Raw genomic sequence first — 20,205 nt, 5'->3', positions numbered from 1 at the left:
CGCTGCCCGGCCGACGATGACTGCGCGCCCCGGCTGCCAGGTGTACCGGCGCTGCGTCGGCTCCCTAGAGTTGTAGCCCGGGCCGGATCGAGAGAGGGCAGAGGATGGACGCGGAGATCACCCTTTTAGCGGGCACCGCCGGCACGACGATCGCAACGCTGCTGGCGACCGACATGTGGAACGGCGTGCGGAACGGGGTGCTCGCGCTGTGGGGACGCGTCCGGCCCGACGACCAGGAGCGAGTCGCCATCCAACTGGACACCTCGCGCCGGGACCTCCTGGACGCGCAGGCCGACGGTGACGAAGAGGCCGAGCGGGAGGTCGCGGCGGAGTGGCGGGGACGCATCCGCCGTCTCCTCGTCGCCCACCCCGAGCTGGCGGCGGAACTACGCTCTCTGCTGACCGAGCTCGCTCCTGGCACGCTCACCACAGTGACCGTCACCCAATGCGCGACTGCCTCCGGCAGCTCACGCGTCTACCAGGCCGGCCGTGACCTGAACGTCGACCAGCGATGACCGGAAACGACGGTCGGGCTACCGACCAGGGGCGCGTCTACCAGGCTTCCGGCGACCAGCACATCGTCGAACACCACCATCACGGCACCGCCTGGACTGGCCCGGACTCGGTGCGGCGTCCGCCCATCGGCCGGGCGCCGGCGATTCTCCGGGACCGCAGTGAACTCGTCGGACGCCTGAAGGAGGCGGTGAACGAGGGCGCCGGAAACACCGTGTTCGTCCTGCACGGCCTGGGAGGGTGCGGCAAGACGGCCGTGGCGTGCGCACTCTTTGACCACGCCACCAGGGAACGTGGACGCCTGGGCCTGTGGGTCAACGCCTCCGATCAGGCATCCCTGCGGGCCGGGATGCTCGCGGTGGCCGCCGACCGCGGCGCCGGAGACGGTGAACTGATGGCTGCACGCAACGGCCTGCGCGCGGCCGCCGACCTGGTGTGGGACCACCTCGACCGGTCCGACCTGCCGTGGCTGCTGGTGCTGGACAACGCCGACGATCCAGCGGTGCTGCGGGACGGCGGCTGGCTGCGCACCAGTCCACGCGGAACCGTCCTCGTGACCACACGGCAGGCGGCCGGCCACTGGTGGCCCGCCGCCGAGCTGCTGTACGTGGGTGTCCTGCCGCGTGAGGAGGCGGCCCAGGTCCTGTGCGACCTGGCCCCCGGAACGGGTTCCGCCGAGGACGCGGCCGCCATTGCCGACCGCCTCGGCCGCCTGCCGCTCGCCCTCACCCTGGCCGGCGGGTTCCTGGCCCACCAGGTGATCAGCCCCTGGACCATGGAGGAGTACGGACGTCGTCTGGAGGAGCGTTCGGACCCCATTGAACTCATCGACCAGGGTGCCACGGACGCGGACAACGACTCGCGCCATCTGGTCAGCGGAACGTGGCAGCTCTCGCTGAACTCCCTGGTTGAGCAGAACCTGCCGGAGGCCGTCACCCTGCTCCGTCTGCTGGCCTGCTGGTCGAACGATCCTCTGCCCCTGTCGCTGCTGGCCGACGCCCGGCTCGACCTGCCCCTGCCCGCTGGCCGGGTGGAACTGGCGCTTCGGGGACTGCTCGATCGCTCCCTCACCGAACTCCTCCCCGGCGACATTCGCAGCCTGCGCACGCACGGGGTGCTGCTCGACAGCGTCGCGCGCGTCACCCCGGCCGGCGAACGCGACGGACTCGCTGCCGCGGCGGCCGCAATCCTGCTGCGCTCGCTACCCGCGACACCGGAACGCGGCTTGCGCGACAGCCGGCTCACTGTCCTCGCCCCCCATGTCCTGGCGCTGCTTCGTCGCGTGATCACCTGGCCCGAGACCGCGGTCGGCACCGCCGAATCCGCGGTCACCTGTGCCCTGCGCCTGGTGACGGCGCAACACCGTTCGGGCGACTACACCTCCGCACTGGCCGCAGCCGAACAAGCGACGGACCTCGCGCGGCGACGACTGGGCAACGACCATGTCCTGGTGCTGCGCCTACGGCAGCGGATCGGGAAAGCGACCGATCGTCTGGGGCGCCTCGAAGAGGCAGCGAACCTCCACCGCAGTCTGGTCGCCGACCTCGAACGGGTCTGCGGTCCCGAGGCGCCCGACACTCTGACCACCTGCCTCCACCTGTCCCGCCCGCTGACCTGGATCGGCCAGCCGGCGGAAGCGGTCCAGCTGATGCACCGCGCGGCGTCCGGGCGAGCCGCGCTGCTGGGGCCGTGGCACCCGCTGACACTGGAGGCGAAGGCATGCCTGCTCGAACTGCCTCCCGGACCGGAACTGGACCGCGAGGTATCGGCGGGAGCGGACCTGGTCGCGGACTGCCGCCGCGAGCTGGGCGCCGACCACCCGATCACCCTGTCGGCCGAACTCAACTGCGCGGGAGCACTGTTCAACACCGGACAGCACGCCGAGGCACTGATACTGGCCCGCCATGCGCTGGCGGCACACGAACACCGCTTCGGAACGGACTACCCCATCACGCTGGCGGCACGAAGCCTGCTCAGCAGTGTCCTGCACGCGGTTGGCGAGTACCAAGAAGCAGTCGAACAGGCGGAGGCCGTCAGAGAATGGCGCGAGCGGGTTCTCGGCCCGGAGCACCCGTGGACGACGGTGATCCAGGACAAACTCGCCCGGTACCGGCGTTCCCTGGCGGAGGCAGCGCCACCCGCCCCGAGCTGATGCGCGGCGGTTCGGTAGCCGCTCAGGATTCGGAGTCCGCCACTGGTACGGACTCCGTGAGCCACAGGGGACCGTCCGCGCACATTACCTTTGTTCCGTCCACCGGCTGCAACGACGTGCGCAGAACCCGCAGCCGACGGCCGGCCACCGTGGCAACTGGGCCAGATCGCCCCGAACTGCCGAACCGGATGGCGCGCACCTGGTTGTGGATCTCTTCTCTGGCGTTGCTCCAGTCGATCCGCGAGAACTCGGGTTCCATCCATCCCGCGTACGTGGCGGCTTCCTCCTCCTGCGGCATACCAGGGGAACCGGCTACGGCCCGCGAGAGCGCCAGAGGAAGAAGCCGCTCGATGTACCGGTCGACCTCTTCCCACAACAACCGGGGGACGACATCGTCGCCCAACGCGATCCCCGCCTCCTGAGCCAGGATCCCACCGGAGTCGAACTCACTCTCCATCCAGTGGATGCTCACACCGATTTCCTTGTCACCGTTCCTGATTGCCCAGTTGACCGGAATGGGACCTCGGTATTTCGGCAGCATGGACGTGTGCACGTTGATCGCGCCCAGACTCGTCGACCGGAGGACCGCCGACGGCAGCTTCCAGGGGAAGCCGTAGCAGACGATGAGATCGGCCCGATACCCCTCGACGATGTGCGGCAACATGCCCTTCCGGCCTGGGATGAGCAGATCCATCCCGTCCGGCAGCGCATCGACGATCTCACCCACAACATCGCCCCCACCACTGCGCGTAGGCCCACCCGGCCGCAGTGACCGCGCATGCAGACAGGCGACGGGCACGTGCCCGGCCTCCTCACAGACGCCACGCAAGAGGGCGAAACCTTGCGCAGAGTATGAAATCAGGATGATGCGCATATGTGGCCTCGGCGACACCTCAGACCTGCTCCCCAGCCAGGTTCGGCGGAGGCAACGGGGCGACATGGCTACTGAAGAAGTCATCCAACGGTTCACCGGACCGGTGCATCTCCTGGATCACCTGTCGGTACTCGGAGATGTGATGAGGATCATCGAAGCGGACGCCGCCGGCGAGCACCCCTTCGTCGTCATAGAGGACCTCGTACATCACCAAGGAACCGAGCACGACGATCTCCGGAAGCGTGCGCTGCGTTTCGTACCGCCGGATTCCGTCCCCGCTGAGGACTCTCGTGTCCTCCCCGTACTGGGCCTTGAGGTGCAGAAGGTGGAGTTCCCACTGGAGGTACGGAGAGATGGGCTCCTCCACGCAGCGAACGCGGTGGAGAGCGAACCCGCTTCCGGCGATTCGCCGGAAGTACTCCTCATAATGATCCCGTTGTCCCTCGATCAGCGTCAGGGACTCGTCCCACTCCCCACGGCGGAACGCTTCCCAGCTCTGCACCCCGGGCTCCCGGAAGGTTTGCTGGCGTTCGAGCTTCCAGAACCCCTCGGGCCCGGACCGCCAGAAATAGCGGTCGAAGTCCTCCATGTAGTCGTCCAGTCCGAGACGCCGACCGGAGCCGCCGGTCTGTGGGCTACGCATCAGGGATATCCGCCTTCGCTGCAACGGCAGTCCTGCGGGGGATGACGACGATCCGCTCGTCCGGGGCGACAGTAAGTCCCGGGGGAAGGCGGGTCAGGTAGGAGTCGGTGAGGTCGCGGCCCACGACGGCGATGTCACCGTTCTCCAGTTCCCAGATGTCCGGACATCCTTGTTCGCCGCCTGTGGTCCCGAGTTCGGCGGGTGATTTTCCCAGGCGGCGCACCAGTGGAGAAGAGGGATCGGCTTCCCAGCCCCGAGTCATCACGGTCCTCCGTTCAATTTTTCCGAAGGTAACTGAGATCACACATGATGTGAGATCAATACGCGACTTTCAGCCACGCAACGCAGCACATCGCCCCCTGCATCGGGCAGACGGCCATGCAGTTCGGACCGCGGCCGCCGTCAGGAGGGACGGACCGCCGGGTACTCCGCCCAGACCGTCTTCCCCGGCGCCCGACCCTCCCGGGGCCGCCATCCCGAGCGGGCGGCGAGCGCTGCCACGATCACCAGTCCGCGCCCGGTGTCGTCCAGCGGCCTGACCGGACGGGCGACGGGAAGCCGTTCGCCGACGGTGTCGGTGACGGCCACTCGGATGACGACGGGCGCCCCGACCGGACCCGGGTGCGCGCCGAGGTCCAGCCGGAAGTCCCGGCCGGGCACATGCGCGTGCCGCACGGCGTTGGCGCACAGCTCGCCCACGATCAGCGTCACCTCCTCGTGTACGGCGGTGCCGTACGCCCAGCCCCACGCGTCCAACCGCACGGCGGCAAGTCGTCGGGCGAGCCGGGCGCCGCGTGGGGTGCAGCTGAACCGCATCCCGAAGTGCTGGACGGGGGCGAGGGATTCGGGGTCACCGGTAAGGGTGGTGGCTTCCTTCGGCATGCGGACAGCATTCGGCCCTGTCGCGTAGCGTGACCAGTGGTGACGCACTGACGCGGGCCGGTTGTACGCGGTTGTCGGTGGTGTTGTCTGCGGGGCTGGGCGTGCCGTGTGTGCGACATGCGGTGCGCGAGTGAACGGGACGGGCGGGTGAGGGCCGATGGAGCCGATGGAACTGGGCCGGGGCGTGGACGAGGTAGCGGGGGAGGGGGAGGCCGGCTTTCGTCCGGAGGATGATCCGGGTACGGGCGTGGTGGCCGCGTTCGGTCGCCAGCTGAAGCTGCTGAGAACGGCGGCGGGCATGGAACGCGCGGAACTGGGCGCCCGGCTGGGCTACTCCGCGTCGAGCATCGCGTCCTACGAACAGGGGCGCCGCATCCCGCCCGGTCGGTTTATCGAGCGGGCCGATGAGGTGTTGGGGGCGGGCGGGGTGCTGTCGGCGCTGAAGGAGGAAGTGGCTCGGGCGCAGTATCCGGCGTTCTTTCGGGATGCGGCGAAGTTGGAGGCGGTGGCCGTTGAACTGCACATCTACGCGGCTCTCGCTGTACCGGGCCTGCTGCAGACCGAGGAGTACGCCCGCGCGGTGTTCGGGATGCGCCGACCCTTGTTGGACGAGGAGACGATCGAGCAGCGTGTTTCAGCACGACTGGCCCGCCAGGAGATCTTCTCGCGAAAGACGTTGCCGACGCTGAGCTTCGTGATCGAGGAAGCGGTGCTCACGAGGCCGATCGGTGGTCGACGTGTCATGCGGGGCCAACTGGAGCAGATTCTGCTCCACGGTCAACGGCGCAACGTCGTCATTCAAGTGATGCCGCACGATCGAGAGGAACACAGTGGACTGGCAGGCCCGTTCACCTTGATCGAAACGCATGAAGGGCGCAGGATCGCCTATGTGGAGGTGCAGCGTCACAGTCGTCTCTACACCGAGCGAGAGGCAGTCAGAGACATCGAGGCCCAGTACGGCATCCTGCGTGCACAGGCGCTGACGCCGCGTGAGTCAATGGCCTTCATCGAGAAGCGGTTGGGAGAGGGATGAACGGCGGCATGACGAACACCAACGATCTGGCGTGGTTCAAGAGCAGTTACAGCAGCGGGGAAGGCGGCGAATGCGTAGAGGTCGCCGCCGCTCCGGGAACCGTCCACGTGCGGGACTCGAAGCGACCGGGTGACGCGATGGTGACCGTCTCCCCGCAGGCGTGGGCCGGGCTGGTCACCCTCGCCGTGACCGACCGGAGTGTCTGACCTCGCCACACAGCGTGAGCCCTGCCACCCGTCTCGGGCGGGAGGGCTCACGTGCGTTGCCGGAGGCTCTACTTCCCGCTGCTGCCGGGAGGCTCGGTGTCACCGGGCTCCCACCCAACGGTTCGCATCCGTCGCGTGAACTCCGCATGCGCGGCCCGCATCTCCTTCACCCGGTCCGCCCGGTACAGCGGCCCTTCGTAGCCCTCCGGCACCTTCGCCGCGAGCGGGAATTCCTCATGCGAACTGAGCTGCTTCCACGCGTCCTTGGGCTGACCGTAGCCGTGCTGCTGATGCGCCTTGGCGATCCGCCGCCCCGTGGCGTCGAACCACATGCTCTCCTCGTACTGCTGGAGCACAGGGAACCGGGCCCGGTACATGGCGACCAGCTCGTCCTCGCTGAGGCCGAGCCACACGGCGACAAGCGCGTCGATCTCGACCAAGGCGGCACGCCGGTCGAACTCCGAGCGGAGCGGGGTGTTCCGCGTCCAGTCGGGGCCGACGCCCACCGACAGCCCCGGTCGGCCGGACGGCCACTCGTCCTTCGCCGCCCAGTCGTCCTCAGTCCAGGACGCCTCGTACAGCTTTGACCACAGCCGGGAGTAGGCGTTGGTCTGGGCGTTGAGACGCAGGGTGCGGAGGAGGAGGGCCGGGGCGAGGGGGTGGCCATCCGTATGGCCAGGCATGGCTGGTGCTTCGCCTACTTGCAGGTCTGAGCGGCCCGTTGCGCGCAGGAAATAGTCGAGCGGCAAAGCAGACCAGTACCCAGCGCACAATACTGTGTCGAGTTCGGTGGGCAACGACACGCTATGCACGGCATTAACGTGCGCTGGTCCGGGCGGAACGAGTGCGGCGAACAAGCTGCGCTCTGTATTCGACGCGATCTGACGTCGCCAGGCGAGCCTCGTGAACCGACTGTACGGCCGAGCCGACCACTCAAGCAGAGTTGCCTTCTGCTCCTGTTCATCTCCCCGGGCGGCAAGCAGCTCGCCTACGCGGTCATCGGCTGCCAAGTCCTCCTGCAGCTCTTCATCCACCCAGGTACGTCGCCCCAGAGCCGAAAAATATACCGCACGCGTGCAACTGTCCGGTCGCCGGTAATTGGTACGCGGCACCTCCCCTTCCGAAAGCCCCGCGACATCCCAGGTCTCCATCTGAAGCGAGGTTCGCGCCCCCTCCACCGGCCGTTTCGCGAACGGTGTCGCGATGCCGAAGAACGGCCCCTGGAGGATCACGTCCTCCCATGCCTCCGCTGGGCCGGAATCCCAGGTGAAGTATCCCGCCGTACGGTCGTTCTTCTCGTGGAAACCGGGGCTGATACGCGGCCGGAGCGCCCCGAGTCGGTGCGGCCACCTGGCCAGTGCCGAGATGGCCGACTCCTCGGACCTGGTCACGGGGAACAGCAGTTTGGATTCCTCGGCAGGAGCCGCTTCGTCTCCCGTCAGCTTCTGCCAGTCGGTGAGTGTCGCTTTGTCCACCGTCACGATCCGATTGAGGTGGGGCCGCATGTCCCAGGCCCCCTGATGCTTGATGCCAGGTGACTCCCCTGAACCGTCATGACGGATGGATTCCGTGAGAACCAAAGGGTGGAAAAGCCAGCTGAGATGCTGGAAGCAGATTTCGCGCTCTGTTCCGTAGACGTTGACACTGAAATGCGTTGTGTCGCTCACCGGCGGGGAGAAGAGCAGCTTGGCGTTGACGAAGTCGGCGTGCAGCCTGAGATGACGGTACGCAGCCCGTCGCAGAGCGCCTTCCTTGGCTCCAGTGAAGTGTGTGGCCGGATGAATCAGCCCCGCCACCCCGCGCCTGCCTGTCGCTCTCCACGACAGCAACATGAAAGCCCGGTACAAGTCTGGCTGCGTGCCGACCAATTCGGGATGGGCGTCAGCCGAGGCCAGGAAACCGGAGAGTCCCGCCGCCCCCGCCAGCTCCCCCAGAAACGCCGACCGCGCGTCCCCCCGCTCCAGCACCGCCGACTTCCGCTCGGCCCACGCCTCGTTGCTCGGCTTCTCCGCAAGCTCGAACCACGGCTCGAACTCGGCGAGGACCTCGCTCTCCTTCCACTCCTGCTTGACCCACGGCGGGTTCCCCACCATCACGTCGAACCCGCCCTCCGCGAACACGTGGGCGAAGTCCAGCTCCCAGTGGAAGAACCCCCGTTCCTTGGCGATCCGCGCGGCCGTCCCGTGCCACGGAAACAGGTTGCCCAGGTCGACGAAGGACACCCAGGCCGACAGCCGGGTCATCCGCGTGTCAAGGTCCTGCTCGAAGGTGTCCAGGTCCGGTAGGCCGGTCACCTTCGGCATTTCGAACAGCGACGTCGTCCCCTTGGCCTTTGCCTCTGCCTCCGAGTCGGCGTCGACGCGGCCGACGAGGGCCTCGGCGAACTCGATCCAGTCGTCCAACGACCGCAGGGCCACCCTGCGGTCCTGGCCGCCACGGGCGACCCTCTTCAGGTCCCGGCCGCCGAGGAAGTAGTCCGGTGCCGTGCCGTCCAGCAGGGCGACCTCCTCCAGCGGCCAGAACCACAGCGCGCACCAGGCGTCCATGAGCTGCCGTAGCCGCCAGTACGGGCTGCCCTCCGCGTGCAGGGCCTGGAGCACCGCTTTGCGGTCCATGACCGGGCCGCCCGGCGCACCGGACGGCGCGTCCGCGCCCCACACGGGAACCTGCCGTGAGATCTCCCGCTCGGACAGTTCCAGGCGGAGCCGGACCAGGCCCCACAGGTACTCCACCCGCTCGGCCAGCGCCATCAGCCGCCCGGTCTGGGACCGCCCGCCCGGCCTCTCGTCGTCCTCACCGCCGATTGGGGAGGTCCGGGCGGACACCTCAGCCCGCGCCGCCCGCGCCGACGGCACGGACGTGGCCGGAGCGGCCGGGGAGCCTGAGCCCCCGGAACCGTTCGCGCTTCCGGCACCGCTGGAGCCGCCGAATTCCAGCCCCGGCTGCTCCCAGATTTCCAGCCCCAGGTCGAACGCCCCCTGCCCGGACCATGCCTCCGACTTGGCGGCCCGTTCCTGCGGGGTCGCCCGCACGACCTGCGCGGCCGAAGTCGCCGCACTCGCCCGCTTCGACGGCTTCGAGCCCTCGGGCGCCCGCCGGATACGCGACCGCCACCGCTTCAGCGCCTCGATACGCTCGGGTTCCAGCCACTCCGCGACCGCCCCGGCCACCACGCTCACCGGCGTCTGGTCGGCCGCGCCCTTCTTCGGCTTGCGTACCGACACGGACTCGGCGACGGAGCCCCAGCCCAGTGCCGGCAACAGGAACTGGTGAACGGCCCGCCCCGGCAGCTTCTGGGGGAACGGCAGCGCGCGCGGCTTCTGCTGGTCACCGGCCTTCAGCCAACTGCCCTCGCTCAGCCCCTTGCCCGGGTACATCTTCCGGGACGCGCCGACGAGCGAGTTGCCCCGGTGCAGGTGCAGCCCGTACCAGGGAGCCCGCATCCCGGGGTACATGGTGTTCAGCCACAGAGAGATCTCCGCCAGCTCCACCGCCGTACCGTTCTGGTCGACGCCGTAGGCGTTGTGCAGGGCGATGTACGCCTTCACCTTCTGCAGCTCGCGCGGATACTCCTCCGGGTCGATCTGCTCGCCCCGCTCGTGCTGGGCCAGCCTCAGGTACAGCTCGGCCAGCTGGTTCACGGCCTCGTTCAGGAACGCGCCCGAGCCCAGGGCCGGTTCGCACACCCGCCAGCGCAGCACCTCGGCGGCCCTGACGTGGGACCTCTCCGGCTCTCGGGGATCGACGCGGCCCTCGTCGTCGAGCCGGAAGCGCAGGGTCTGCTCCACCGTGGCCTGGGTGAGGGATTCCGGGGTGTAGTAGGAGGCGCTGGTCTGCCGCTCACGGCCGGCCAGCCGGTAGACGTACGACCCGACCCGGTGCACCACCGAGTCCGGTACGCCGGTCTCCGGATTGATGCCCTCCGCCTTGACGAACACGCTGTCACCCGGTGTGTCCCGGTATAGCCCGGAACGCACCTGGGCCTTGTTGATCAGCCAGCTCCCGCCCTCGGGGTTGCCGCCCTTGGCGACCTCGTACAGCGGCTCGGTGGCGACTAAACCCGAGTACGACATCAGGCCCTCGTACACCGCGCCGAGGTGGTTGATGCTCAGGTTCGCGTAGCTGATGAAGCCGCCGCGTCCCTTGCCCTTGCCCTCCACCAGGGTCAGATGGCGCAGCACCTGGTGCAGCACCTCGTTGCGCAGGCGCAGGTCCAGCGGCTTGGCGGGGGCGGGGGAGCCGTCGGGGCGCGCCCGGTGCGGGTAGCGGACGCACCGGCCTACCAGCTTCAGCGATTCCGGGTCGAACAGGCTGGAACGCAGGGCCTCGACACGGACGTCGTCGTGGCCGTCGTCGGCGGCGAGCGTCGGTGCCTCCTCCGCGAGGACGGAGGCCGAGGCACGGTCGGTGACGGTCCCGGCCAGCGGATGCCCGTGGTAAACCTGCTTGAACAGCAGGGCGAGGGACTCGTGGAAGTGGTGGCCCCGGCGGGAGGCGCTGCCCAGCTTCTCCGGTACGACCAGCTCACGCAGCCGGGCCACGCTGTAACCGGCGGCGTACGCCTCGGACTTCACCGGCAGGATGTTCAGCTCCGGCCGGGCCTCCGCGTACAGCAGGAACAGGATCCGGTACAGGTAGCGCAGCGACTCCTCTGTCAGCAGGCGCGGCAGGTCGCCGGGCTCCCGCAGCACGTCGGGCAGCCATTCGGGCAGGTCCTCGGGGTGCACGCTGTGCTCGATGCGGGCCCGGGCCAAGACCTCGTTGGCGATGAGCTGCACGGACTTCTGCAGGCCGATGCGGAGCTTGTCGGTGACGCCCTCCGAGTGGTCCCGGGAGGCGGCGACCAGGCGGGCGATGCCGTCGTCCGAGCCGTTCTCGCCGGGGCGCAGCGAGTCGGCCGCGAAGACCGCCGCGATGAGGTCGATCTCGTTCGCCCGCGCGCCCTTGGCGGCCTTGCGGGGCAGCGCGGTGTCCAGGTTCACCGCCAGATAGCGGCCCCGGGAGAAGGCGTGCCGGTCGGCGAGGATCACCACGCCGCCGAAGAGCAGCAGCGCGTACCGGGGCGCGTTCTCCGCGTTCAGCAGCCAGGACGCCAGCTCACGGACGGTGGTGAGGGTCTTCGACGCGGACACCCGCACGGGTACCGGGAGCAGGTTCGCGGTGCCGTCGCCCCGGGTGGCGTCCAGGTCCTCGGCGAAGCCGCCGGTCAGGACGACGATCCCGGGTTCGTGGTGGGCGACGGGGGCGGCGACGGGTCCGGTCGGAGTGCGGACGGTGAAGTGGCCGGGGGAGGGGCTGAATCCCAGCGCGGACAGCAGCCGGCGGTGCCAGCCGTCCAGCGCCGTCCGCCACTCGTCCTCCACCGTCTCGTCCGGCTCGTCGGGGCGGGCCCCCGCGGGCTGGAAGGCCGGGGGCTCGGCGTCCGCGCCGACCGCTCTCAGCACCTCGGCCGCCGCGAGCTGCGCCGCCATGGCGGGCGCGTACGGCAGCCGGTTGTACTTGTCCGCCTCCGGTCCGAGCACGGCCCGTACGTCCATGTACGGACGGGTCAGGTCGCGCAGCGCCTGCCGGGGGGTGGTCACACCCTGCCGCTCCAGCGCCGCCCACTCCTTCAGCGGACCGCTCGCGAGCTCCTTGGGCAGGATGTCGTCCAGATAGAACGAGGGGAAGTACTCGCTCTCGTTGATCAGGGAGTCGAACGTCATGCCTGCGGCTCCTGCTCGCTGCTCGGACCGGGGGAGGACAGGGGCGGTCGCGGCACCGCCGGGAAGAGGGGGAGGGGCCCGTGGGCCGCTAGGCCGCAGATCAGCCGGGAGGTGGCCGGGCGGTCTGGGGCGCGGCAGGTGACGGACCCGGTCATGAGCCGGCCTCCAGGACGGCCAGGACCCGGACCATGGGCTCGCCGGCGGTCCGCAGCCGGGCGGCGATCCGGGCCAGCCGGTCCGCCGCCTCCCGCTGCTTGGGCTTGCCGCCCTCGAACCCCGGCAGCGTCTGCTCCCGCCATTCGCCGATCCCGCGTTCGAGGTCGTGCAGCGGGGAGTCCACCAGCTCCTCCGCCACCTTCCTGACCCGCTCCATCGCCCGCCGGGTCTCCGCCACGGCGAGCGGCACCAGCGGCCGCAGCGTCTCCGGGTCGGAGGGTGTCCAGTGGTCCCGCATGTCTGGGCCCACCCCGAGCGCGGTGAGCAACGCGGGGGTCAGCTCGCGGACGCGGGGCGCGGAGGTGCCGAGCCGGTCGACGGCGAGCCAGGCCACGGCGGTGGGGCGGCCCTCCGCGTTGGACCACACCCCCTGCGTCAGGAACACCGGGTCCGGCGCCTTCTCCGGCCCCACTTGGAGCACCAGGGCCTGCTGGCGGCCGTACTCCACCAGCACCTTGTCGGTGATCCACTCCACCACCGGGTGCAACTCGCCTACGTAGTGCGCGTCCGGCCACAGCGAGGTCGAACCTGCGTCCTCCCGGGCGCGCCGCAGGGAGTCGGCGGCGTCCTCTCGGCTGAAGGTGAGACTGATCCGCCTCGTGATGCCCTGCTCGCGGACGTACCCGGGCGGCAGGACGTCGAATCGGTCGGCGAGATCCCGCGGCGGCTCGAAGCTCAGGTCGGTGCCGGCGACGGTGAGTCCCGCCCGCAGCCCGCCGAGGTCCGGCAGCTCGGCGAGGCCCGCCAGGACGAACTCCTGCCGGTTGCGCTCCGGGGAGGTGGAGAAGAAGCGCAGCTCCTCCACCGTGGGGATGTCCGAGGCGGGGGATTCCGGCGAGCCCGTACCCGCACCACTGTCGTCAGCTAGCCCCTCACCGTGCGCCGTCGGTGCGAAGTCCCCGAAGTCGTCCAGGTCGATGTCCAGGTCCAGGTCGGAGTCGGTGCCGAAGGTGCTCCCCTCCGACGTACCGTCCGTCGACGCCACGACATGAGCCGGGCCGTCGGCGGGCGCGGGTCCGGTGCCGAACTCGCTCATCGTCAGCCGCTCCACCGGCGGCGCGGCGGCGTCCGTACCCGATGCCCCGCCACCCTCGACCGCTCCACCGGCTCCACCCGTCTCGAACGCCTCCACCGGGATCGCCTCCAGGTCGGCGACGGCCTCCTCGGGTGTGGCCCGGCCCAGCAGCGCCTCCATGACCCTGCGCTCCTCGCGGGCCCCGTCGTTCTCCCGGGTGACGGCCTCCACCGCGCCCAGCACCTCGTGCACCCTGGCCTCACGGGCCAGCACCTTCTCCGCGACGGTCCGGTCGTCGAGCGCCCCCTCGACCGCGCTGGTGAGCAGCAGGGCACGGAACTCGGGCGGCCGGGTCTGGCCGTAGCGGTCGATGCGGCCGTTGCGCTGCTCGACCCGGATCAGGCTCCACGGCAGGTCCCAGTGGACCAGGTGGTGACACTGGCGGTGCAGGTTGACGCCCTCGGAGGCGCCGTCACCGGTGAGCAGCACGCGGATGTCCCCGCCCGCGCGGGCGAACTCGTCGACGTAACCCATCTGGACCGTGTCGGAGACCTCGCTGTGCATCACCTTGACGGCAGCCTCGCCGTCCTTCGGGTCCGTCCAGCCCAGCAGCGGCGGCAGCACCGTGCCGAGCCAGTTGAGGGTCTCGCGGCGCTCGGAGAACACGACGGCGCGGGCCGCGCGACCCGGCCCCACCTTGACGTGGTCCCGCAGTTCGGCGACGAGCCCGGTGAGCTTCGCAGTGGCGCCCGTACCATCCGCTGCCGCCCGCTCGATCCGGCGGGCCAGCTCGGTGAGGCGCAGCAGGGAGGCCACCTCGCGAGCGGGGGAATCCATCGGATCCTGCGGGGAGGGGTCCGTCACGTACTTGTGGCCCTCGGGCAGCGCGTGCCCCAGTTTGGCCAGTTTCTCGCGGGCCGTCGCGAACAGCGCTCGGTGCGAGGAGAGGAACGACTTCAGCAGCACGTAGGGGAACAGATGCTCGTCGCCCCGGGCGTCGGACCGGCCCTGTCCGGGGTTGGCCAGCCAGACCTTCGCCAGCTCGCCGAAGACCTCCTCCTCCAGCTCGCTCGCCGTCACCCGCAGTGGGCGGGACTCGCCGCGCGGCGCCCACTTGTCCTTCAGCACCCGTGCGACCTCGTGGCTCACCTTGGTACGCCGCACCATCAGATGGTGCAGCTCCTCGGCCCGGGGACGGGCGGCGTCCCGCACCGCCATCGGGTCCAGGAGCCGTACCAGGCCCGTGAAGGCGCGCATGTCGCCGTTGTGCGGGGTGGCACTCGCCAGCACCAGCGCGTCGGTCTTCTCGGCCAGCAGCTCGGCGAGTTCCCGGCGGCCGCTTCCCCGGTTGAGGAGGTTGTGGGACTCGTCTATCACCACGGCGTCCCACTCGACATCCCGGAGCCACGGCCCGTACCGCTTCTGGTTCTTCAGGGTGTCCATTGAGACGATGACGCGCTTGTAGTACGTGAACGGGTTGCGCCCCACCGGGATCTTCCGCTCGATCCGCGAGATGCCCACACTGTCCAGGCGGACCAGCGGCAGGGAGAACCGCGTCCACATCTCGTGCTGAAACTGTTCCAGGACGGGGGCCGGCGTCACCACCAGGATGCGTTCACCACGGCCGCGCCGGATCAGCTCCCCCAGCAGGATCCCGATCTCCAGCGTCTTGCCCAGGCCCACGACGTCGCCGATCAGCAGGCGCGGCTGGAAGCGGTTGGCCAGCGCCTTCACGGCGGGCCGTGACTGGTAGTCCAGCCGGTCCAGCAGGAAGCCCTCGGTCAGCGCGAGGCCCTGCTCGCTCTGCGGGAGCGGCAACCTGCGCCGCACCGCTTCGAGGAAGAGCCGGCCGACCCGGTAGCCGTCGGATTCGTCCGCCACCAGGCAGGTGTCCTCCGGGCGCAGGATCCGCGGCATGCCGTCGAGCGCGGTGAGGAACCGCGCCGTGTGCCCGCGGACCAGCTCGGAGGCGCCGATCGCGTCGATCGCATACTGGCCCGTGCGCACCTCACTGCTGCTGCGTACCAGCCACTCCTCGTCCCGGACCTCGATCAGCGTCCCGGCCGGGGGCGCGCCGGAGGGAAGACCGGAGGCGGTCTCGGACATGGCGGACGTTCCTTTCGACGGACACCGCACGGCACGACCCCGGGTCGCGGGTGCGGTCTCGGCGTGAGTGTTCCTTTGTACCGTTCGCCGCTCTCCGACCGGGCGGGCACCCCGGAATCGGTCACGGCGACGCGGACGGGATGCGTAGGGGAGGGGGCGACGGCGTCACGTGCCGCGGGCGGCGCCAGCCGCAAGGCCGGGCCGTCGCCCGAGGCAGCGGCTCCCGGTGTTCCCGGCAGGCCTCCGGGTCACAGACGTCCGCTGTGCGCGTACGCGCGCCGCAGCGACTCCGCCGCTCGGAGCGCGGCTGGAGGCGGGCCGGAGGCCGCGGGCTCCGCCGGTACCGGGTCCGGCGGGGCCAGAGGGTAACTGGTGACCTTGGCGGGGTCCTCGGCGGATGCCCCGTCCTCGGGTGCCTGCCGCGCATCCTGGTCCCCGCCGGTCGGTACGTACTCGGCGGGAGCGGCGGGGAGAGGGGCGTCCGCGTCTTTGGCCGCCGCCGGAAGTTCCTCCGCCGCGTCCTCCTCGGCCAGGAACTCGGCGAAGAGGTCGTCGGCCGAGGCCCACGGCGCGTCCGGGCGGTCGCCCTCGTCCACGGCCCGCTGGGCGGCCAGTCGTGCCTCGGGGTCGGTGTCGTCGGCGAGCGCGCCGGCGGGCAGGACCGGGACGAGCCCGGAGGCGTCGACCAGGGCCCGGAGCTGCCCGGCCGCGTCCTGAGGGGTGAGGCCGTGTTGGGCGAGCAGCTGCACCAGACCCTGCTCGATCTCGCTGAGCAGCGGCCGCTGGACCGCGACGTGCACCAGCATCCGGGCGAGCAGCGGCACGAAGGGCGGCGGTACCCGCTCCCAGCCGGGCTCGACGGGAATAGGACCGTGGGGGAAGGCGTCCCGCCTCGCTGCGGCGAAGTAGAGCACTGCTCCGAGGGAGTAGATGTCGGCTGGCTCCTGGACGTGCTTGGCATCGGTCGCCTGCTCCAGCGACATGTAGGCCAGGGTCCCGAACCCCGTACCGGTCTTCGTCAGCGCCTCGGCACTGTCACGCTCGGTCAGCACCGCCAGGCCGAAGTCGAGTACCACCGGGCCGTCCGGACCGATCGCGATGTTGCCCGGCTTGAGGTCCCGATGTAGCAGCTTCACTTCGTGGATGGCACGCAGCGCCTCGACGAGTGCGAGGCCGAGCGCCGCGTACGGGCCCACCTCCAGAGGGCCGCACGCGTGCACGAGCCGGTGGAGGGTCGGGCCGTGCACGTAGTCCATGGCCAGCCAGGGCAGGGCCGCGTCGGCGTCCGACGCGAGGAGGGATGGCACCCGGGAGCTGACGACGGCCCGCATCGTCTCGATCTCCTGCCCGAAGCGGGCACGCGCCTGCTGCTCCGAGTGCTCGCTACCGTCCGTCAGTGTGTCCGGCTTGATCACCTTGACGGCGGCGAGCACAGGACCGCCGTCCGGCCGCTGGTCGACGTCCGTCAGGTGATACGCCGCTTCCAGCTCCGGTGGGAGGTCCGCCAGCCGCAGCCGCCGCGCCAGGTAGGTCCTGCCCATGCCCCCCTGACCGAGCACGGCGAGCAGCTCGAACGGGCCCAGTACGGCCGGGTCCTTCTCCGTGTCCAACGCCTGCATGCCGCTCTGCGTCCCCGCCCCTCGTCTTCGGATCAGATCCGGCCGACGGCAGAGGAACGCTCCGGGAGCCTATGCGGTTCCCGGACGGCCGCGTCCCGCCGGCCACGCACACAGCGTGTCGATCAGTGTACGGAAGCGGCGGTCGTGATCGGCCGGTTCCGATCAGGTTCCGTCATGCCACTCGGTCCCCCGTGTAGTCGGCGAGGCGTTCCGATCGCGGTCCGAGAAACGGTCGGAGTTCACGGGTCAAGAGTTCCGCGTCCGCTGCCGGAAGCGGGAGCGAGGCCCGCCGCATGCGCACGCTCCAGGAACGCTCGTCCGGGAAGACCTCCAGCTGCGGCACCAGGTCGGCGAGCACGACACCCTCGCGCACCGGCGCTAGGCCTTCGACATGCAGGGCACACCCCGAGGTGAACCGCCTCTCACCGAATACAACCGGCTCGGGGAGCGTGTGGACGGGCGACGTGACGACGGCCAGTCCCATGACCCGGCCGCGGTCACGCGGCGGATTTCGGTAGCAGCCCCGCGTCGTGTACAGAAGGGCCTGGTCGCCCTCGGCGGGCAGGCCGCTCGTGGCTCGGCCGGCCGGAAAGGCCATCCGCTGGGTCCGCAACACCCACGCCAGCGGTTCGCGGTCGCTGATGATCACCAGATGAGTCGCCATACCCTCTTCCCGCACCGTGCGGTCGGCTCCGCGCCGCACCTCGTCGACCCGCACGTGCCGACGCCACACCCTAGTACTCCAGCAGGATTTCGCTGTCTGACCTGGTCTTTCGCCGGGCGGCCGGAGTGTAGCGCGGCTTCGGTCGTGTGGGGGCGGTCTCACGGGGACCGCCCCTGTCGGCGGCGGCCGAAATCTGGTTTTGGATCACTTTCCGTGCAACGCTGACGGATGGTCACGGGCCCGCCCCGGCCGCCGTACGGTCACCCGGCCAGGAGGACGCGCTTGCGGAGCAGAGCCAAGCCCGCACGGCCGAACATCTGCCGCTTCAGCATCTTGATCCGGTTCACCTGCCCCTCCACCGCTCCCGAGCTGAACGGCAACGTCAGCCCCGCCTCCACCGCCCGCAGATCACACCCGATCCCGTTCACGAACGACAACGACGACTTGTGATCACTTTCGGTGCTTCCCCGCGCCGTCGTCGCCGCGTACCTGACGATCCAGGTCTGTGAGCGATATAGAGGTGGAGGATGTCCTGTTCGCCGACCTGGACGGCCTGCAGGTCGACGACGTCGAGCTGTGTGAGGAAGCGATCACCTGACGGGCCGTTCGCGCGCGGGCGACGCCGCCTGCCCAGGTTGCGGGGCAACATCGCGGCGGGTCCACAGCGGTTACGAGCGTCGCTTGGCGGACGCTGCGGTGGGTGGGCGACCGGTGGTCGTGCACCTGCGGGTCCGGCGTTTCCGGTGCCTGGTAGCGGCTTGCCCCCGAGTGACGTTCGTCGAGCAGATCGACGGACTCACCTTCCGGCACGGGCGGCGCAGTCAGCGGCTGCACACCGTCTTGCAGGTGGTCGCGCTGATGCTGGCCGGACGAGCCGGCGCCAGGCTGGCCGAAGTGCTGAGCGCCGACGTCAGCCGTTCCACTCTATTGCGGCTGATCCGGGCCCTGCCCGATCCGTCGACCGTGACGCCGCGCGTGCTCGGCGTCGACGACTTCGCCCTGCGCAAGGGCCACGTCTACGGCACTGTGCTGATCGACGTCGAGACCCGCCGCCCGATCGATCTGCTTCCTGACCGCGAATCGGCGACCCTGGCCCGCTGGCTGGCCGACCACCCCGGCGTCGAGATCATCTGCCGAGACCGCGCCAGCGGCTACGCCGAAGGCGCCCGCCTCGGAGCCCCCGATGCCGTGCAAGTCGCAGACCGCTGGCACCTCTACCACAACCTCACCGAAGCCGTGGAACGCTGCGTGGCCAGGCACTCCACTCAGCTGCGGGCCCCTGAACCAGCGCCCGGTCCGGAGGCGTCCGCCGCCGCGATCGCCGAGTTGGAGAAGATCACCGATGCCGCGAAGTCGGACCGAAGCGCCCACCGTTGCGCCGACCGCACCCGCGATCGCCATCGGGAGATACACGCCCTGATCGGGAGAGGGCTCACCCTGCGTGCGATCAGCCGCGAGCTCGGCCTGGCCGGCAATACCGTGCGCAAGTTCGCCCGCGCGGCCACGGCCGAGGAGCTGAGCGAGGGCAAATGGCAGGGCCGTGCGAGCATCCTCGATGACGACAAGCCCTACCTTCACCAGCGGTGGCAAGAGGGCTGCACCAGCGCCAAGAAGCTCTCCGACGAGATCAAGGCCGCGGGCTTTCGCGGCGGCTACTCGGTGGTCCGCGACTATCTCAAACCCTTGCGCGCCGGGACCAAGCCCGCCGACCGGAGGCGGCCCCCGTCGGTCCGGGACGTAACCAGCTGGATCACTCGGCACCCCGACAACCTCACCCAGGACGAGACCCTGCAGCTCAAGGACCTCCTGGCCCGGTGCCCCGAGCTCAACGCCACCGCAGAGCACGTCCGGGCCTTCGCCGAGATGATGAACACGCGCGCCGGCGAGAAGCTCGCGACCTGGATCGACAGCGTGAAGGCCAGCAGCCTGCCTGAGCTGTTGTCGTTCGTGAACGGGATCGGGTGTGATCTGCGGGCGGTGGAGGCGGGGCTGAGGTTGCCGTTCAGCTCGGGAGCGGTGGAGGGGCAGGTGAACCGGATCAAGATGCTGAAGCGGCAGATGTTCGGCCGTGCGGGCTTGGCTCTGCTCCGCAAGCGCGTCCTTCTGGCCGGGTGACCGTACGGCGGTCGGCGCGGGGCCGTGACCATCTGTCAGCGTTGCACGGAAAGTGATCCAGAACCAGGATTCACCCGTCGCCGACATCAGTCTGCACAGAGAGTGTTGCGCCACCCTACGGACCTTGGCTCCTTCAACCCGGAGACTGGTTGCTCGGCGTTGGCCGAGGCTGCCGCGCGCACCAAGCCAGCGCACGGGCAGGGTTGCGTTCATCATCCAACATGCGCTGCCCCACGGCGGGCACGGTCGAGGACGGTGCCATGTTGTGCCCGGCGGTTTCTGCCTCGGTGAGCACGGCGAGGGCGACCCAGGCCGTTTCGGTCGATGTACGCCGAGAGTGCTGAGCGTGACAGACTCCTCACCCATTACTCAGGTTGAATGCGCGATGTCCGGGGTGGTGACGGGGTGTGATCCCTGCGGTACGACGGTCTCATGCGGTACGCGCAAGGGGGCGGGCTGACG

14 protein-coding genes are annotated in these 20,205 nt (G+C 69.8%); 5 read left to right on the top strand and 9 right to left on the bottom strand.

The features are described from left to right. The first annotated feature begins 104 nt into the window (after positions 1 to 104). On the top strand, positions 105 to 515 hold the full coding sequence (locus ACFYMU_RS05195) for a hypothetical protein (RefSeq protein WP_388368052.1): 411 nt from the start codon (positions 105 to 107) through the stop codon (positions 513 to 515). Next, positions 512 to 2,665: a tetratricopeptide repeat protein gene (locus ACFYMU_RS05190; protein WP_388368050.1), complete on the top strand. Its 2,154-nt coding sequence runs from the start codon at positions 512 to 514 to the stop codon at positions 2,663 to 2,665. Before ACFYMU_RS05195 ends, ACFYMU_RS05190 begins: the two co-directional genes overlap by 4 nt. Positions 2,666 to 2,687: 22 nt before the next feature. On the opposite strand, the gene ACFYMU_RS05185 is transcribed toward ACFYMU_RS05190, so the two are convergent. The 4 genes from ACFYMU_RS05185 to ACFYMU_RS05170 form a co-directional block, all read right to left on the bottom strand. Then, the gene (locus tag ACFYMU_RS05185) at positions 2,688 to 3,392 is read right to left on the bottom strand and encodes a methionyl-tRNA formyltransferase (protein ID WP_388368047.1); all 705 of its coding nucleotides are present in this window, start codon (positions 3,390 to 3,392) and stop codon (positions 2,688 to 2,690) included. A gap of 166 nt (positions 3,393 to 3,558) precedes the next feature. Further along, complete coding sequence (locus tag ACFYMU_RS05180; RefSeq protein ID WP_388368044.1) at positions 3,559 to 4,128, bottom strand: DUF6879 family protein; 570 nt, start codon at positions 4,126 to 4,128, stop codon at positions 3,559 to 3,561. Positions 4,129 to 4,174: 46 nt separating this feature from the next. Then, complete coding sequence (locus ACFYMU_RS05175; protein WP_388368041.1) at positions 4,175 to 4,444, bottom strand: hypothetical protein; 270 nt, start codon at positions 4,442 to 4,444, stop codon at positions 4,175 to 4,177. Between the two features lie 140 nt (positions 4,445 to 4,584). Next, a complete protein-coding gene (locus ACFYMU_RS05170; RefSeq protein WP_388368038.1) occupies positions 4,585 to 5,064 on the bottom strand; it encodes an ATP-binding protein in 480 nt (159 codons plus the stop codon). Between the two features lie 166 nt (positions 5,065 to 5,230). On the opposite strand from ACFYMU_RS05170, the gene ACFYMU_RS05165 reads away from it, so the two are divergent. Both ACFYMU_RS05165 and ACFYMU_RS05160 read left to right on the top strand, forming a co-directional pair. Further along, positions 5,231 to 6,097 (top strand): helix-turn-helix domain-containing protein, encoded by an 867-nt coding sequence (locus ACFYMU_RS05165; protein WP_388369124.1) that lies wholly within the window; start codon positions 5,231 to 5,233, stop codon positions 6,095 to 6,097. An 8-nt stretch (positions 6,098 to 6,105) separates the two neighbouring features. Beyond that, on the top strand, positions 6,106 to 6,303 hold the full coding sequence (locus ACFYMU_RS05160; protein WP_388368036.1) for a DUF397 domain-containing protein: 198 nt from the start codon (positions 6,106 to 6,108) through the stop codon (positions 6,301 to 6,303). Between the two features lie 68 nt (positions 6,304 to 6,371). Here the strand turns inward: ACFYMU_RS05160 and ACFYMU_RS05155 are convergent, their stop codons facing one another. The 5 genes from ACFYMU_RS05155 to ACFYMU_RS05135 form a co-directional block, all read right to left on the bottom strand. Continuing rightward, a complete protein-coding gene (locus tag ACFYMU_RS05155; protein ID WP_388368033.1) occupies positions 6,372 to 12,008 on the bottom strand; it encodes an Eco57I restriction-modification methylase domain-containing protein in 5,637 nt (1,878 codons plus the stop codon). A gap of 151 nt (positions 12,009 to 12,159) precedes the next feature. Beyond that, a complete protein-coding gene (locus ACFYMU_RS05150) occupies positions 12,160 to 15,345 on the bottom strand; it encodes an SNF2-related protein (protein WP_388368030.1) in 3,186 nt (1,061 codons plus the stop codon). A 248-nt stretch (positions 15,346 to 15,593) separates the two neighbouring features. Next, positions 15,594 to 16,964, bottom strand: a complete 1,371-nt coding sequence (locus tag ACFYMU_RS05145) for a serine/threonine-protein kinase (RefSeq protein ID WP_388368027.1) — start codon at positions 16,962 to 16,964, stop codon at positions 15,594 to 15,596. A 172-nt stretch (positions 16,965 to 17,136) separates the two neighbouring features. After that, entirely contained in the window at positions 17,137 to 17,628 is a 492-nt protein-coding gene (locus tag ACFYMU_RS05140; RefSeq protein WP_388368024.1) for a hypothetical protein, read from the bottom strand. A gap of 260 nt (positions 17,629 to 17,888) precedes the next feature. Continuing rightward, the gene (locus tag ACFYMU_RS05135; protein ID WP_365846583.1) at positions 17,889 to 18,065 is read right to left on the bottom strand and encodes a hypothetical protein; all 177 of its coding nucleotides are present in this window, start codon (positions 18,063 to 18,065) and stop codon (positions 17,889 to 17,891) included. 157 nt (positions 18,066 to 18,222) lie between these two features. On the opposite strand from ACFYMU_RS05135, the gene ACFYMU_RS05130 reads away from it, so the two are divergent. Further along, positions 18,223 to 19,743, top strand: coding sequence for an ISL3 family transposase (locus tag ACFYMU_RS05130; protein WP_388369121.1), 1,521 nt, complete (start codon positions 18,223 to 18,225; stop codon positions 19,741 to 19,743). The last annotated feature ends 462 nt before the right edge of the window (positions 19,744 to 20,205 follow it).

The organism is Streptomyces sp. NPDC007264, assembly GCF_042869095.1.
Taxonomy (GTDB): domain Bacteria; phylum Actinomycetota; class Actinomycetes; order Streptomycetales; family Streptomycetaceae; genus Streptomyces.
This window is presented reverse-complemented; position numbering and strand designations above follow the sequence as displayed.

What these genes read in the sequence shown, in the direction of transcription:
- ACFYMU_RS05195 (WP_388368052.1), top strand. Translation starts at nt 105, where the DNA reads ATGGACGCGGAGATCACCCTTTTAGCGGGCACCGCCGGCACGACGATC.
- ACFYMU_RS05190 (WP_388368050.1), top strand. Translation starts at nt 512, where the DNA reads ATGACCGGAAACGACGGTCGGGCTACCGACCAGGGGCGCGTCTACCAG.
- ACFYMU_RS05180 (WP_388368044.1), bottom strand. Translation starts at nt 4,128, where the DNA reads ATGGAGGACTTCGACCGCTATTTCTGGCGGTCCGGGCCCGAGGGGTTC.
- ACFYMU_RS05175 (WP_388368041.1), bottom strand. Translation starts at nt 4,444, where the DNA reads ATGACTCGGGGCTGGGAAGCCGATCCCTCTTCTCCACTGGTGCGCCGC.
- ACFYMU_RS05170 (WP_388368038.1), bottom strand. Translation starts at nt 5,064, where the DNA reads ATGCCGAAGGAAGCCACCACCCTTACCGGTGACCCCGAATCCCTCGCC.
- ACFYMU_RS05165 (WP_388369124.1), top strand. Translation starts at nt 5,231, where the DNA reads ATGGAACTGGGCCGGGGCGTGGACGAGGTAGCGGGGGAGGGGGAGGCC.
- ACFYMU_RS05160 (WP_388368036.1), top strand. Translation starts at nt 6,106, where the DNA reads ATGACGAACACCAACGATCTGGCGTGGTTCAAGAGCAGTTACAGCAGC.
- ACFYMU_RS05155 (WP_388368033.1), bottom strand. Translation starts at nt 12,008, where the DNA reads ATGACGTTCGACTCCCTGATCAACGAGAGCGAGTACTTCCCCTCGTTC.
- ACFYMU_RS05150 (WP_388368030.1), bottom strand. Translation starts at nt 15,345, where the DNA reads ATGTCCGAGACCGCCTCCGGTCTTCCCTCCGGCGCGCCCCCGGCCGGG.
- ACFYMU_RS05145 (WP_388368027.1), bottom strand. Translation starts at nt 16,964, where the DNA reads ATGCAGGCGTTGGACACGGAGAAGGACCCGGCCGTACTGGGCCCGTTC.
- ACFYMU_RS05140 (WP_388368024.1), bottom strand. Translation starts at nt 17,628, where the DNA reads ATGGCGACTCATCTGGTGATCATCAGCGACCGCGAACCGCTGGCGTGG.